General features: G+C 40.8%; 11 protein-coding genes and 1 other annotated feature (1 of these 12 only partly in view). All 11 genes read left to right on the top strand.

The window, feature by feature from the left end; translation table 11 throughout:
• Window positions 1-106, top strand: a sequence feature (ribosomal protein L10 leader region); it begins 41 nt to the left of the window's first position.
• Between the two features lie 46 nt (window positions 107-152).
• Window positions 153-653: a 50S ribosomal protein L10 gene (rplJ, locus tag D1839_RS13820; RefSeq protein ID WP_120380524.1), complete on the top strand. Its 501-nt coding sequence runs from the start codon at window positions 153-155 to the stop codon at window positions 651-653.
• A 48-nt stretch (window positions 654-701) separates the two neighbouring features.
• Entirely contained in the window at window positions 702-1,067 is a 366-nt protein-coding gene (gene rplL, locus D1839_RS13815) for a 50S ribosomal protein L7/L12 (protein WP_050349648.1), read from the top strand.
• A gap of 332 nt (window positions 1,068-1,399) precedes the next feature.
• Window positions 1,400-2,002, top strand: a complete 603-nt coding sequence (locus D1839_RS13810) for a class I SAM-dependent methyltransferase (protein WP_120380525.1) — start codon at window positions 1,400-1,402, stop codon at window positions 2,000-2,002.
• A 466-nt stretch (window positions 2,003-2,468) separates the two neighbouring features.
• A complete protein-coding gene (gene rpoB / locus D1839_RS13805; RefSeq protein ID WP_120380526.1) occupies window positions 2,469-6,005 on the top strand; it encodes a DNA-directed RNA polymerase subunit beta in 3,537 nt (1,178 codons plus the stop codon).
• Between the two features lie 192 nt (window positions 6,006-6,197).
• Window positions 6,198-9,779 carry a DNA-directed RNA polymerase subunit beta' gene (rpoC, locus tag D1839_RS13800; RefSeq protein WP_442970613.1) on the top strand — a complete coding sequence of 1,194 codons (3,582 nt, stop codon included), beginning with the start codon at window positions 6,198-6,200 and terminating at the stop codon, window positions 9,777-9,779.
• A 176-nt stretch (window positions 9,780-9,955) separates the two neighbouring features.
• On the top strand, window positions 9,956-10,210 hold the full coding sequence (locus D1839_RS13795) for a 50S ribosomal protein L7ae-like protein (protein ID WP_050349644.1): 255 nt from the start codon (window positions 9,956-9,958) through the stop codon (window positions 10,208-10,210).
• A gap of 119 nt (window positions 10,211-10,329) precedes the next feature.
• Window positions 10,330-10,743 carry a 30S ribosomal protein S12 gene (gene rpsL / locus D1839_RS13790; RefSeq protein WP_050349643.1) on the top strand — a complete coding sequence of 138 codons (414 nt, stop codon included), beginning with the start codon at window positions 10,330-10,332 and terminating at the stop codon, window positions 10,741-10,743.
• Between the two features lie 41 nt (window positions 10,744-10,784).
• Window positions 10,785-11,255, top strand: coding sequence for a 30S ribosomal protein S7 (gene rpsG, locus D1839_RS13785; RefSeq protein WP_050349642.1), 471 nt, complete (start codon window positions 10,785-10,787; stop codon window positions 11,253-11,255).
• Window positions 11,256-11,291: 36 nt separating this feature from the next.
• On the top strand, window positions 11,292-13,370 hold the full coding sequence (gene fusA / locus D1839_RS13780; RefSeq protein ID WP_120380528.1) for an elongation factor G: 2,079 nt from the start codon (window positions 11,292-11,294) through the stop codon (window positions 13,368-13,370).
• Between the two features lie 126 nt (window positions 13,371-13,496).
• Window positions 13,497-14,687, top strand: coding sequence for an elongation factor Tu (gene tuf, locus D1839_RS13775; RefSeq protein ID WP_050349640.1), 1,191 nt, complete (start codon window positions 13,497-13,499; stop codon window positions 14,685-14,687).
• A gap of 716 nt (window positions 14,688-15,403) precedes the next feature.
• Window positions 15,404-15,712, top strand: a complete 309-nt coding sequence (rpsJ, locus tag D1839_RS13770; RefSeq protein WP_026569043.1) for a 30S ribosomal protein S10 — start codon at window positions 15,404-15,406, stop codon at window positions 15,710-15,712.
• Window positions 15,713-15,726 lie beyond the last annotated feature (14 nt).

The following is a 15,726-nucleotide window of genomic DNA, read 5'->3' as shown; positions in this document are numbered from 1 at the left end:
CCGCTTAATCATCCTGCCGAGGTGTTTGTAGATAAATTGGATCGTTATGTTTTTCCAATGAATTGATAAGCTCTCATGTCTGCGTGAGAGTTTTTTATTTGCACTTGTGTTCCATTACGGTATAATCTTGTATTTTTCTAGGAGGTGGAAGAATGTCTAGTATTATTGAGCAAAAGAAACAGCTAGTAGAAGAAATCAAAGACAAGTTTGTTTCTAGTGAAACTGTCGTTGTTGTTGACTATCGTGGTTTGGATGTTGCTACAGTAACAGAATTGCGAAAACAATTGCGTGAAGAAGGAATTGAGTTCAAAGTTTACAAAAATACGATGACTCGCCGTGCGGTAGAAGCAGCTGAATTGAATGAGCTTAGCGACATTTTAGTTGGGCCATCTGCAATTGCCTTTAGTAAAGATGATGCCGTAGCTCCTGCGCGCATTATCAAAAAATTTGCTAAAGAGAATGAAGCCCTTGAAATCAAAGGCGGTGTTATTCAAGGTAGCGTTGCTACACTTGAACAAGTACAAGAGCTTGCTGATCTTCCGAGCTACGAAGGTATGGTTTCTATGCTTCTTAGTGTACTTCAAGCACCAATTCGCAACCTTGCTTATGCAGCCAAGGCAGTGGCTGAACAAAAGGAAGAACAAGGCGCATAATTTGCGTGTAACGGTATAAAAAAACATTTATTTAGGAGGAAATCAATCATGACGAAAGAACAAATCATTGAAGCGGTTAAAGAAATGTCTGTATTAGAACTAAATGATTTAGTAAAAGCAATTGAAGAAGAATTTGGAGTAACAGCTGCAGCTCCTGTAGCAGTAGCTGGCGCTGCTGGCGGCGGTGAAGCAGCTGAAGAGAAAACAGAATTTGATGTAGTACTTACTGAGGCTGGTGCTTCAAAAATTAAAGTTGTTAAAGCAGTACGCGAAATCACTGGCTTAGGACTAAAAGATGCGAAAGAACTAGTTGATAATGCACCAAAAGCAGTTAAAGAAGGCGTATCAAAAGAAGACGCTGAAGAAGTTAAAGGTAAGTTAGAAGAAGCAGGTGCATCTGTAGAAGTTAAGTAATTTTTGTCAATAAAAGAGCTCGTCGTATTGATTGCGGCGAGCTTTCTATATACCCCAGTCGAATGTTCGGAATCGTTATTCTGTTTGTAACTAGTAGGTAGACTGATTCTTTTATCCTTTGAAATGGAAAGTCTAGAGGAGAAGAATAAGTTCCAACTGCATGACAAATTCCGATTCTGTTCAAGGCCTTTAGGTCTTACCCTTGCGGTGGCTGACAATTAGCGGAATATAAAGATCTCTCTACTGATTGAAGCCTCGCCTTATCAACTTACTGAAGTTGGATTCATGCATGGTTGATAAAAACCTTCAATACGATTAAAGTAGGTGCCGGAATGAGTGAGCATTACTTTTCACAAAAACCCCAAACAATAAGTTCACCAAAAACATGGCAATATAACGCGAACGATAAGAAATTTACATTTACGAGTGATATAGGTGTCTTCTCGAAAAACGAAGTGGATTTTGGTAGCCGTTTTCTAATCGAACACTTTACAGCTCCGGACGTAGCAGGTGATATACTAGACCTTGGTTGCGGTTATGGTCCCATTGGGATTACAATAGCGGATCGCTATAAGGAACGTCATATTTTTATGATCGATATTAATGAACGTGCGGTTGAATTAGCAAAACGAAATGCAGCGCAAAATGTGGTAGAAAACATTACTTGTATACAGAGTGATAAATTGTCGGCTGTTAAAAATCGGACATTTGCTGCGGTTGTTACGAATCCGCCTATACGTGCTGGTAAGCAGGTTGTGCATGAAATGTTTATTCAAGCAGAGCGGGTAATAGAACATGGCGGAGCTTTATGGGTAGTGATCCAAAAAAAACAAGGAGCCCCTTCAGCAAAGAAAAAGTTAGAAGAAATATTTCAACAAGTTCATACCGTAGCTAAGCGAAAAGGGTATTATCTTTTTCGAGCAGTAAAAGTTTGACCGAGAGAAAGTCTTATGGTAAGATAGGAAAATGCTAACATGGCGCTTTTTATGTCAAGGGAATAATTGATGAAATTCACTTAGTATATTTCATGATTGTTGGGAAACAATGGTAAAATCGGAGTTTTTATCTGTTTTCTATTGATACAAGAGCAGCTATGCAGAGTTTGATATGTGTAGAGTAAACACTGACTTCTCATAGTGCAAATAGGTACTTGTAATCCTTGATTGCAAGTTTGTTATGTATGTGTTGTATTACTTTTATACCAAGGTTGATATTCGAAAAACCAATGAGGCTTTTTCGCTTCTTTAAGTATGTGTTCAAAAAAGAGCGAAATCGAGAGAATCGATCTATCGTTTAAACGGACTTTTTTGAACATCTGCTTTAACTGGTTTTTCTTATTATAATAAATTTTGCGTAGAATGACAATCTACGAAAAAATGGATGATTTAAGGGGTGAAGCAGTTGACAGGACAACTAGTTCAATATGGGCGGCACCGCCAGCGCAGAAGCTACGCACGAATCAGCGAAGTGCTAGAATTGCCGAATTTGATTGAAATCCAAACCGCTTCTTATGATTGGTTTTTAGAAGAGGGACTACGGGAAATGTTTCAGGACATTTCTCCAATTGAAGACTTTACCGGCAATTTATCACTGGAATTTGTTGATTACAGTTTAGGAGAGCCCAAATATCCTGTAGATGAATCGAAAGAGCGAGATGTTACTTATAATGCTCCGCTTCGTGTGAAGGTTCGTTTAATTAATAATGAAACCGGCGAAGTAAAAGAACAGGAAGTATTCATGGGTGATTTCCCTTTAATGACAGATACAGGGACATTTATCATTAATGGAGCAGAACGTGTTATTGTATCTCAGCTTGTAAGATCACCAAGCGTTTATTACAATGACAAAATTGATAAAAATGGTAAACGAGGCGTAGCTGCAACTGTCATTCCGAATCGTGGAGCATGGTTGGAATTTGAAACAGATGCGAAGGATGTTGTCCATGTCCGGATTGATCGTACACGTAAATTGCCAATCACCGTACTATTACGAGCACTTGGTTTTGGCAGTGATCAGGAAATCATTGAGCTCATAGGTGATAATGAATACCTGAAGAACACGCTCGAAAAAGATAACACAGAAACAACGGAAAAGGCTTTGCTGGAAATCTACGAGCGTTTACGTCCTGGTGAACCACCTACCGTTGACAATGCTAAAAGCTTATTAATCTCACGCTTTTTTGATCCGAAGCGTTATGACCTGGCACATGTAGGTCGTTATAAAATGAATAAAAAGCTGCATATTAAAAATCGTTTGTTCAACCAAGTGCTAGCTGAGACTGTTGTTGACCAGGAAACTGGAGAAGTATTGGCTGAAAAAGGTGACAAACTGGAAAGAAAACTATTAGATAAATTAATACCATATTTAGAACGCGAAGAAGAAAAACTCGGTCAACAGGAATTACAGCCAAAAGATGGCGTGTTGGATGAACCAATTATCCTGCAGACCGTCAAAATTATCGATCCTACTGATCCAAGCGGAGAACGGGTGTTAAACGTCATCGGCAATGCAGGTGTTGATGCAAGTGTGAAAAATATTACGCCTGCTGACATTTTAGCATCGATCAGCTATTTCTTTAATTTATTGCATCAAGTAGGCGGAACAGATGATATTGACCATCTTGGTAATCGAAGGCTTCGCTCTGTCGGAGAATTATTACAAAACCAATTTCGCATCGGTCTATCGCGAATGGAGCGTGTGGTACGTGAAAGAATGTCAATTCAGGACACTTCAAGTATTACGCCACAGCAATTAATTAATATTCGTCCCGTAATTGCTTCCATCAAAGAATTCTTTGGAAGCTCTCAGTTGTCACAATTTATGGATCAAACCAATCCTTTAGCAGAATTAACGCATAAGCGACGTTTATCAGCATTAGGACCAGGCGGTTTAACGCGAGAGCGTGCAGGCTTTGAAGTTCGAGACGTTCATTACTCGCATTATGGTCGTATGTGTCCAATTGAGACACCAGAGGGACCAAATATTGGATTAATCAACTCGCTTTCTAGTTTTGCGAAAGTGAATAAGTTTGGTTTTATTGAAACACCATATCGCCGTGTTGATCCAGAGACGGGTAAAGTGACAGCGCAAATCGATTATTTAACAGCTGATGAAGAGGACAACTATGTGGTAGCTCAGGCAAACGCAAAATTAACAGAAGACGGTCATTTTTCGGATGAAGAGGTTATTGCGCGTTTTCGTGGAGAAAACACCATTGTTGCACGAGAAAAAATTGATTATATGGACGTATCGCCGAAGCAAGTTGTATCTGCGGCGACAGCATGTATTCCTTTCCTTGAGAATGATGACTCTAACCGTGCGCTAATGGGTGCAAACATGCAACGTCAAGCTGTCCCATTAATGAAGCCAGAGGCTCCAATTGTAGGTACAGGAATGGAGTATGTAAATGGGAAGGACTCTGGTGCTGCGGTCATTTGTCGTCATGAAGGAATTGTAGAACGCGTTGAAGCAAAGCAAATTTTTGTACGTAGAACGTCTGTTGTGGGTGGACGTGAAGTAAAAGGTGATCTCGACCATTATAAACTACAGAAATATATCCGATCCAATCAAGGAACTTGTTATAATCAACGTCCGATTGTAAGCGAAGGAGATCGGGTAATCAAAGGAGAAATCCTTGCAGACGGCCCTTCCATGGAAGATGGAGAATTGGCATTAGGTCGAAATGTTCTCGTTGGTTTTATGACTTGGGAAGGTTATAACTATGAGGACGCTATTATCATGAGCGAACGACTCGTTAAAGACGATGTTTATACTTCTATTCATATTGAAGAATATGAATCAGAAGCACGTGATACAAAATTAGGACCCGAAGAAATTACTCGAGATATCCCTAACGTCGGGGAAGATGCATTGAAAAATCTGAATGAATATGGAATTATTCGCATTGGTGCTGAAGTGACGGATGGAGATATACTTGTTGGAAAAGTTACTCCAAAAGGTGTAACAGAGTTGTCTGCGGAAGAGCGCTTATTGCACGCTATTTTTGGAGAAAAGGCTCGTGAAGTTCGAGATACATCATTACGCGTTCCACACGGTGCAGGTGGTATTGTGCTTGATGTTAAAATCTTTAACCGGGAAGACGGAGATGAGCTTCCTCCAGGCGTAAATGAGCTTGTACGGGTGTACATTGTGCAGAAACGTAAAATCCATGAAGGCGATAAGATGGCAGGGCGTCACGGGAACAAAGGTGTTATTTCCAAAATTCTTCCTGAAGAGGATATGCCATTTTTGCCTGATGGAACACCAATTGATATTATGTTAAACCCACTAGGGGTGCCGTCACGTATGAATATCGGACAGGTGTTTGAACTTCACTTAGGGATGGCTGCTCGCGCATTAGGGCTTCATGTAGCAACACCAGTATTTGATGGAGCTACAGAAGACGATGTATGGGAGACGCTAGAAGAAGCAGGTATGCCTCGAGATGCGAAAACAATTCTTTATGATGGAAGATCAGGAGAACCGTTTGATAATCGAGTATCTGTCGGTGTAATGTACATGATTAAGCTTGCCCATATGGTCGATGATAAATTACACGCCCGCTCTACTGGCCCATACTCACTTGTTACGCAACAGCCGCTTGGTGGTAAAGCGCAATTTGGTGGTCAGCGATTTGGAGAGATGGAAGTTTGGGCGCTAGAAGCTTACGGTGCAGCTTACACATTACAGGAAATTCTAACCGTTAAGTCAGATGATGTGGTTGGACGTGTGAAAACATATGAATCCATTGTCAAAGGGGATAATGTACCTGAACCAGGTGTTCCTGAATCCTTCAAGGTACTAATCAAAGAACTGCAAAGTCTTGGTATGGATGTCAAGATGTTATCTAGTGAAGAAGAAGAAATTGATATGAGAGAATTAGAAGAAGAAGAGACACAACAAGCTAGTAAGCTTAATATAGAAGTTGAAGAAAGCTAAGATAGATAGGGTTAGCTCACTTCTAGAGCTAACCTCAACTATCATAAGAACGCAGCTGTTGTTGCAGGGACGTATCGAGGTAAAAATTTGGTTCAGTAGCTATATTTACTTTAAGTAGCCGTTGGTAGCTTGGTAAAATCGGACACTAAGAGGGAGGTTGACCCCTTGCTAGATGTAAATAATTTTGAGTATATGAAAATTGGTTTAGCTTCGCCAGAAAAAATTCGTTCTTGGTCATATGGTGAGGTAAAAAAACCAGAAACGATTAATTACCGCACATTAAAGCCGGAAAAAGACGGACTGTTTTGTGAGCGGATTTTTGGCCCGCAAAAAGATTGGGAATGTCATTGCGGAAAATATAAACGAGTGCGCTATAAGGGAGTTGTCTGTGATCGATGTGGTGTGGAAGTTACAAAAGCTAAAGTACGTCGTGAACGGATGGGGCATATTGAGCTAGCTGCGCCTGTTTCGCACATTTGGTACTTTAAAGGTATTCCAAGTCGTATGGGGCTTGTTTTAGACATGTCTCCTCGCGCTTTGGAAGAAGTAATCTATTTTGCTGCTTATATTGTAACGGAAGCGGGTGATACACCATTAGAGAAAAAACAACTCCTATCGGAAAAAGAATACCGTGCATATTATGATAAATACGGTAAGTCGTTTAAAGCACAAATGGGAGCAGAAGCCATTCGTAAACTGCTTCAGGATATTGACCTTGAAAAAGAAGTAGGCATTTTAAAAGAGGAACTAAAAACAGCACAAGGACAACGGAGAACACGTGCCATCAAACGATTAGAAGTGCTAGAGGCATTTCGCCATTCCGGAAATGAAACTTCTTGGATGATTTTAGATGTATTGCCAGTCATTCCACCTGAAATCCGTCCAATGGTGCAGTTAGATGGCGGTCGCTTTGCCACATCTGATTTAAATGATTTATATCGTCGTGTTATTAACCGAAACAATCGGTTGAAGCGTTTATTAGATCTTGGAGCACCAAGTATTATTGTTCAAAACGAAAAGCGTATGCTTCAAGAAGCCGTAGATGCGCTTATTGATAATGGTCGTCGTGGACGTCCAGTAACCGGACCAGGTAATCGTCCACTAAAATCCTTATCTCATATGTTGAAAGGAAAGCAAGGTCGTTTCCGCCAAAATCTGTTAGGTAAACGCGTAGACTATTCGGGCCGTTCTGTTATCGTAGTTGGACCACACTTGAAGATGTATCAATGTGGGCTTCCGAAAGAAATGGCACTAGAATTATTTAAGCCGTTTATTATGAGAGAGTTAGTATCAAAAGGAATTGCGCATAATATTAAGTCTGCAAAACGGAAAATTGAACGGGTCCATCCAGAGGTATGGGATGTTCTTGAAGAAGTTATTAAAGAGCACCCTGTATTGCTTAACCGTGCACCGACACTACACAGACTCGGTATTCAAGCGTTTGAGCCAACACTTGTAGAGGGTCGTGCTATCCGTTTGCACCCATTAGTTTGTACGGCGTATAATGCGGACTTTGATGGAGACCAAATGGCTGTACACGTGCCGTTATCAGCAGAGGCTCAAGCAGAAGCGCGTATTCTGATGCTTGCAGCACAAAACATTTTGAATCCAAAAGATGGGAAGCCGGTTGTAACTCCATCACAGGATATGGTTTTAGGAAACTATTATCTCACGCTTGAACGGGAGAATGCTATCGGCGAAGGATCTGTCTTTACAGGCGTTAATGAAGCGATTATGGCATACCAAAACGGATATGTGCATTTGCATACACGTGTCGCTGTTCATGCGTCTGGATTAAATAACAAGACATTTACAGAAAAGCAAAAATCACAATTGCTCATTACGACGGTTGGAAAATTAATCTTCAATGAGATTCTATCCGATTCCTTTCCGTATATAAACGAACCTACGAAAGAGAACTTGGAGCATCGTACACCTGAAAAATATTTTGTGGAAAAGGGTACAAATATCCCTGAGTTGATTAAGTCGCTTGATTTGGTAAAACCATTTAAAAAAGGCTTCTTAGGAGATATTATTGCTGAAGTCTTTAAACGATTTAAAATCAGTGAAACATCTAAAATGCTTGATAGAATGAAGGACCTTGGTTTTAGTTATTCGACTAAAGCGGGTATGACAGTCGGTGTTTCCGATATTGTAGTTTTAAAAGAAAAAGAAGCGATTCTTGAAGAAGCACAGCAGAAAGTAGACAACGTATTGAAACAATTCCGTCGTGGTTTAATTACGGAAGATGAGCGATATGACCGAGTTATCGCAATTTGGTCGCAAGCTAAAGATACAATTCAGAATAAGTTAATGCTGTCCTTAAGTAACAGAAACCCAATTTATATGATGAGTGATTCTGGTGCCCGTGGTAACGCATCAAACTTTACGCAGCTTGCTGGAATGCGTGGCTTAATGGCTAACCCGGCTGGTAAAATTATTGAACTGCCGATTAAATCAAGCTTCCGTGAAGGCTTAACGGTATTAGAGTACTTTATTTCTACGCACGGTGCTCGTAAAGGTCTTGCTGATACAGCGTTGAAAACAGCTGACTCAGGTTACCTAACACGTCGTCTTGTTGATGTGGCGCAAGATGTTATTGTACGCGAAGCAGATTGCGGAACCGATCGCGGCTTAACTGTAACAGCTTTACAAGATGGTACGGAGCTAATTGAACCGTTAGTGGATCGATTAATCGGTCGTACAGCCTTCTACGATGTAAAGCATCCCGAAACAAATGAAGTTATCGTAAAAGCAGATGAGCTTATTACCGAAGATCAAGCAAAACAAATTACGAATTCAGGTATCGAAGAAGTTACCATTCGAAGTGCCTTTACTTGTATTACAAAGCATGGTGTTTGCCAAAAATGCTACGGAAGAAATCTGGCAACAGGCGCCGATGTAGAGGTTGGGGAAGCGGTAGGAATTATTGCAGCTCAATCCATTGGAGAGCCAGGAACGCAGTTAACGATGCGTACCTTCCACACTGGTGGAGTAGCTGGTGATGATATTACCCAAGGTCTTCCACGTATTCAGGAACTGTTTGAAGCGCGTAATCCAAAAGGGCAAGCAGTCATCAGTGAAATATATGGTACTGTTCAAGAAATTAAAGAAGTAAAAGATAAGCAAGAAGTTGTCGTACAAGGTGAAGTCGAACAACGCTCTTACGCTGTTCCTTACAATGCACGCATGAAGGTAGCTGTTGGCGACGAGGTTATTGCTGGTCAAGAATTGACAGAAGGCTCCATTGATCCAAAGGATTTATTACGTGTTCAAGGTGTAGAAGGAGTGCAAAATTATTTGTTGCGTGAGGTTCAACGCGTATACCGTATGCAAGGTGTTGAAATTGGCGATAAACACGTAGAAGTGATGGTTCGTCAAATGCTTCGTAAGATTCGCGTAATTGATTCCGGAGATACGGACGTTCTCCCAGGCTCTTTATTAGAACTGCATCAGTTCCGTGATGCAAATCATAAAGTGCTTCAAGAAGGTCAGCAGCCAGCTATTGGAAAGCCTGTGTTACTTGGTATCACCAAAGCATCCCTTGAGACAGATTCTTTCTTATCGGCTGCTTCTTTCCAAGAAACAACGAGAGTGCTGACCGATGCTGCTATTAAAGGAAAACGCGATGAACTTCTTGGTCTGAAAGAGAATGTAATCATCGGTAAGCTTGTACCTGCGGGAACTGGTATGCAACGCTACCGTCGGATTAAGGCGGCAACAGATGAACCAATTACAACAGAAGCAATGGAAGAAACAGAAACCGTTCAATAACTGGTTTAACAGTCTCCCTTCTAAAAGAGTTGGGAGACTCACCAGTTTCCATACGAGTAGAGCAGACCTTAAAACGGAAGCGTAAAAAATATGTAAATCATGTTGACATTAAAAAAAGTGAGTGGTAGAATATTCAAGGTGCTTCCGATTATACTTGATGCTTTGGAGGATATGAGATGTCTTATGAAAAAGTAATGCAAGTGAAATCACGTGTAGTTATCGGAACAAAACAAACGCTTAAGGCCATGAAAGATGGCGATATAAGTGAAGTGTTTATTGCTGTTGATGCTGATCAACATATGACACAAAAAGTTGCACATTTAGCCGAAGAACTGAACATCCCTTGTCATCATGTCGATTCCAAAAAGAAATTGGGAGCAGCATGTGGCATAGAGGTTGGTGCAGCAACTGTTGGAATAAAACAAGGGTAGTTTTGACGATTTCTCGTTAAAACGTTGTTTTTTACCAAAAGATGAGCCACCTGGATGTGTGGGTTTACAAATTCGAGGCTGAATTGGTGATATAAACCATAGAAGGGAGGAAACATAACATGCCAACAATTAATCAATTAGTCCGCAAAGGACGTGTGAGCAAACCAAAAAAGTCTGATTCACCAGCTCTTAATAAGGGGTACAACAGCTTTAAGAAGAAATTTACAGACTTAAATTCTCCGCAAAAGCGTGGCGTATGTACACGTGTGGGAACATTAACTCCTAAGAAGCCGAACTCAGCACTTCGTAAATATGCTCGTGTCCGCTTGTCTAACAACATGGAAGTAACAGCATACATTCCTGGAATTGGTCATAATCTTCAGGAGCACAGTGTTGTACTGCTTCGTGGTGGTCGTGTAAAAGACTTGCCGGGTGTCCGTTATCACATTGTACGTGGTGCACTGGATACAGCTGGAGTAGAAGGTCGTCAACAAGGTCGTTCTAAGTATGGTACAAAAAAACCGAAAAAATAAGTTCATTTTAAATAAGCCCAAAAGGAAAGGAGGAAGGACATATGCCACGTAAAGGCCCAGTACCTAAACGCGATGTCTTACCAGATCCACTTTACAACTCAAAACTAGTGACTCGTTTAATCAATCAGATTATGGTTGACGGAAAAAGAGGAAAAGCACAAAAAATTCTTTACAAAGCATTTGAATTGGTTGCTGAAAGAAGCGGGCAAAACGCAATGGAAGTATTTGAGCAAGCCATGAAAAACGTTATGCCAGTTCTTGAAGTACGCGCTCGCCGTGTTGGTGGTTCCAACTACCAAGTACCAATGGAAGTACGTCCAGAACGTCGTCAGGCGTTAGGGTTACGTTATATCGTTAATTACTCTCGTTTACGCGGGGAAAAAACAATGGAAGAACGTCTTGCTAATGAAATTCTAGATGCTTCTAACAATACAGGTGCTTCTGTAAAACGACGTGAAGAAATGCATAAAATGGCAGAAGCTAACAAAGCATTTGCACATTACCGCTGGTAAAACAAATCAAATTCAAGCTAGAAAGGAGAAGAATACATGGCTAGAGAGTTCTCCTTGGAAAAGACGCGAAATATTGGTATTATGGCACACATCGATGCAGGTAAAACCACTACTACCGAGCGTATTCTTTTCTATACAGGACGTATTCATAAGATTGGTGAAACGCATGAAGGTGCTTCACAGATGGACTGGATGGAGCAGGAACAGGAGCGAGGAATCACGATTACTTCTGCCGCAACCACCGCTCAGTGGAAAAATCATCGAATTAACATTATTGATACACCTGGGCACGTAGACTTCACCGTTGAAGTTGAACGTTCATTACGTGTCTTGGACGGAGCAGTAACCGTTCTTGATGCTCAATCAGGTGTAGAGCCACAAACGGAAACAGTATGGCGTCAAGCAACCACTTATGGTGTTCCGCGTATTGTTTTCATTAACAAGATGGATAAAATCGGTGCAGATTTCCTTTATGCTACAAAAACATTAAAAGACCGTCTAGGTGCAAACGCGCATCCGGTTCAGCTTCCGATAGGTGCAGAGGATAACTTTGAAGGAATAATCGATCTCATTGACATGCAAGCATTCTTCTATGAAGATGATCTTGGTACACGTGCTGAAACTCGTGAAATTCCTGATGAATTAAAAGACAAAGCGGAAGAATGGCGTAATAGCTTAATTGAAGCTGTTGCTGAACTTGATGAAGATTTGATGATGAAGTACCTAGAAGGTGAAGAAATCTCTGAAGACGAGTTAAAAGCTGCTATTCGTAAAGCTACATTGGACGTTGAATTCTACCCTGTATTTTGTGGGTCAGCTTTCAAAAACAAGGGTGTACAATTAATGCTTGATGGGGTTATTGACTACCTTCCAGCACCTACGGATGTTGCTGATATTGAAGGAATTATTCCTGGAACAGAGGAAAAAGTTACTCGCCCATCTACGGATGATGCACCATTTTCTGCATTAGCTTTTAAAGTAATGACAGATCCATACGTTGGTAAACTTACTTTCTTCCGAGTTTATTCGGGAACTTTAAATTCAGGTTCTTACGTGAAAAACTCTGTGAAAGATAAGCGTGAACGTATTGGACGTATCCTGCAAATGCATGCCAATTCGAGAAAAGAAATTTCAACCGTATATTCTGGGGAAATTGCTGCTGCTGTTGGTTTGAAAGATACATCTACTGGGGATACACTTTGTGATGAAAAGAATCTCGTTATTCTTGAGTCCATGGACTTCCCAGAACCAGTAATTGGGGTTGCGATCGAACCGAAAACAAAGGCAGACCAAGATAAAATGGGGATAGCTTTAGGTAAATTAGCCGAAGAAGATCCAACATTTAAAACAGAAACAAACGAAGAGACTGGTCAAACAATCATCTCTGGTATGGGTGAACTTCACTTAGACGTTATCGTTGACCGTTTAAAGCGTGAATTTAAAGTAGAAGCAAACGTTGGTGCGCCACAAGTTGCTTATCGCGAAACATTCCGTGCTGCTGCTGAAGTTGAAGGAAAGTTTGTTCGCCAATCTGGTGGCCGTGGACAGTACGGTCACGTTTGGATTAAGTTTGAACCAAATGAAGAAGGCGCAGGCTTTGAATTCGTTAATAATATTGTTGGTGGGGTTGTACCACGCGAATATATTCCATCTATTCAAGCTGGTATTGAAGAAGCAATGGAAAATGGGGTATTGGCTGGCTATCCACTGATTGATATTAAAGCGACGTTATACGATGGAAGCTATCACGATGTTGACTCCAACGAGATGGCATTTAAAGTAGCGGCATCTATGGCGCTAAAAGCTGCGAAAAATAAATGTAACCCAGTTCTTCTTGAACCAATTGCTAAAGTTGAAATTGTTATTCCAGAAGAATATATGGGAGATATTATGGGTGACATAACTTCTCGTCGTGGACGTGTAGAAGGTATGGAAGCTCGTGGCCCTGCTCAAGTTGTAAAGGGATTTGTCCCGCTTTCTGAAATGTTTGGTTATGCAACAGCATTACGTTCTAACACACAAGGTCGCGGTACCTTCACGATGTTCTTCGATCATTATGAAGAAGTACCAAAGAGTATTGCAGAAGAAATTATTAAGAAAAATGCTGGCGAATAATTGATTTTTTGATAAATCTAAAGTATAACTTGTATTAAAGGCTAAGAAGTAATGATGATCCATTGTTTCTTGCTAACTATAAAATCTAAAATAAACTTTTTCATTTACTTAAAGGAGGAACTATAAATGGCTAAAGAAAAGTTCGATCGCTCGAAAAGTCACGTAAACGTTGGTACAATTGGACACGTTGACCACGGTAAAACTACGTTAACTGCTGCAATTACAATCGTAATGCATAAAAAATCTGGTAAAGGTACGCAAATGGCTTATGATCAAATCGACAACGCACCAGAAGAAAAAGAGCGTGGAATTACTATCGCAACTTCTCACGTAGAATACGAAACAGATACTCGTCACTATGCGCACGTTGACTGCCCAGGTCACGCTGACTATGTTAAAAACATGATCACTGGTGCTGCACAAATGGACGGAGCAATTCTTGTTGTATCTGCTGCTGATGGTCCAATGCCACAAACTCGTGAGCACATTCTACTATCTCGTAACGTTGGAGTACCTTCTATTGTAGTATTCCTAAACAAAGTGGATATGGTAGACGATGAAGAACTACTTGAACTAGTTGAAATGGAAGTACGTGATCTATTAACTGAATATGACTTCCCTGGCGATGATGTTCCAGTAATTGCTGGTTCTGCTTTGAAAGCAATTGAAGGAGTACCAGAATACGAAGAAAAAATCGTTGAGCTAATGAACGCTGTTGATGAGTACATTCCAACTCCAGAGCGTGATAAAGACAAGCCATTCATGATGCCTGTAGAGGACGTGTTCTCTATCACAGGTCGTGGTACGGTTGCAACTGGTCGTGTTGAGCGTGGAGAAGTTCGCGTTGGTGATGAAGTTGAAATCATCGGGTTGAACGAAGCAGCTCAAAAAACAACTGTAACAGGAGTAGAAATGTTCCGTAAGCTTCTTGACTATGCTGAAGCTGGTGACAACATCGGTGCACTACTTCGTGGTGTGGCTCGTGAAGACATCAACCGTGGTCAAGTATTGGCTAAGCCTGGTTCAATCACTCCACATACAAAATTCAAATCAGAAGTGTATGTACTATCTAAAGAAGAAGGAGGACGCCACACTCCATTCTTCGCAAACTATCGTCCACAGTTTTACTTCCGTACAACGGACGTAACTGGTGTTATCCAACTTCCAGAAGGAACAGAAATGGTAATGCCTGGCGATAACGTAGAAATGACAGTAGAACTTATTTCCCCAATCGCAATTGAAGACGGAACTCGTTTCTCTATTCGCGAGGGCGGACGTACTGTAGGTTCTGGTGTTGTTACAGAAATCGTTGAATAAAGAAAAAGATAAAAAACACAGGTTGCGTGACGACGTAACCTGTGTTTTTTATAGGAAGAATCTATAAAATGATGTGCTTATGGATAACAAAATAACCGAATAGCCATTCTCGGCTCCATCGTCCAGCAACGATGCAAATTTAGAAATGCGCCCTCCGATAAGGCTTCATCGGTTCGTCTCTAAGAGGAAGGCCGCCTAAAAATGGGATTGCCGCCCAGACGTTGGAATACCCCAGTTTTAATGTCGTGGTTCATTTATCTAGGAAAAAGACGTTGTAGACTTCCGTGGTCTAAGAATAGAAGATGTAAGCGGAACAAGTCCAAGTGGGAGGTAACAGCACCTAAATCCCTTATTTCGTAAAAGGCCTTTAGTTCATACCCTTGGCAACTAGTCGGGGATGAAAGAACTCTCTCACAAATGAAGTTTCGCTTTATTGAAGGGTTGACCCTGAAATTTTTAGTCTATCCTAGTTAATAAATTTGTATAAACCCTTGAAATCATATAGGGAAGTAAGTATAATATATAGATGTGCAATCACTATTAGTAAAAAAAGGGTTGCATATATGAACGCCATTCTATATAATGAGAATGTTGGCCGTTCAAGGCGATGAAGCAGAAGGTTGTTGGCACACACGGCCCCTTTGCCATGGCGAGTGGTCAAGAAATTTCTGCAGAGTATGTCTATTCCAAAATGGGCGAATAAAGGAGGGAAAATAATGGCAAAAGAAAAGATTAGAATCCGTTTGAAAGCTTATGATCACCGTATTTTAGATCAATCAGCTGAGAAAATTGTCGACACGGCGAAACGCTCTGGTGCTAACGTATCGGGTCCAATTCCGCTACCTACTGAAAAATCAGTATACACAGTGTTGCGTGCGGTTCATAAATACAAGGATTCACGCGAGCAATTCGAGATGCGTACACATAAACGTTTAATCGATATTGTTAGTCCTACACCACAGACTGTAGATTCACTAATGCGTTTAGACTTACCGTCTGGTGTAGATATTGAAATCAAACTATAATAGAGTTTTAAATA

Origin of the sequence: Roseburia sp. 1XD42-34 (assembly GCF_009917385.1) — a bacterium.
Taxonomy (GTDB): domain Bacteria; phylum Bacillota; class Bacilli; order Bacillales; family Amphibacillaceae; genus Virgibacillus.
This window is presented reverse-complemented; position numbering and strand designations above follow the sequence as displayed.

Bases quoted from the DNA above. Each gene is read 5' to 3' on its own strand.
- rplL (WP_050349648.1), top strand. From the start codon at position 702: ATGACGAAAGAACAAATCATTGAAGCGGTTAAAGAAATGTCTGTATTA.
- rpsL (WP_050349643.1), top strand. From the start codon at position 10,330: ATGCCAACAATTAATCAATTAGTCCGCAAAGGACGTGTGAGCAAACCA.
- D1839_RS13795 (WP_050349644.1), top strand. From the start codon at position 9,956: ATGTCTTATGAAAAAGTAATGCAAGTGAAATCACGTGTAGTTATCGGA.
- D1839_RS13810 (WP_120380525.1), top strand. From the start codon at position 1,400: ATGAGTGAGCATTACTTTTCACAAAAACCCCAAACAATAAGTTCACCA.
- tuf (WP_050349640.1), top strand. From the start codon at position 13,497: ATGGCTAAAGAAAAGTTCGATCGCTCGAAAAGTCACGTAAACGTTGGT.
- rpoC (WP_442970613.1), top strand. From the start codon at position 6,198: ATGAAAATTGGTTTAGCTTCGCCAGAAAAAATTCGTTCTTGGTCATAT.
- rpsG (WP_050349642.1), top strand. From the start codon at position 10,785: ATGCCACGTAAAGGCCCAGTACCTAAACGCGATGTCTTACCAGATCCA.
- rpsJ (WP_026569043.1), top strand. From the start codon at position 15,404: ATGGCAAAAGAAAAGATTAGAATCCGTTTGAAAGCTTATGATCACCGT.
- rplJ (WP_120380524.1), top strand. From the start codon at position 153: ATGTCTAGTATTATTGAGCAAAAGAAACAGCTAGTAGAAGAAATCAAA.
- fusA (WP_120380528.1), top strand. From the start codon at position 11,292: ATGGCTAGAGAGTTCTCCTTGGAAAAGACGCGAAATATTGGTATTATG.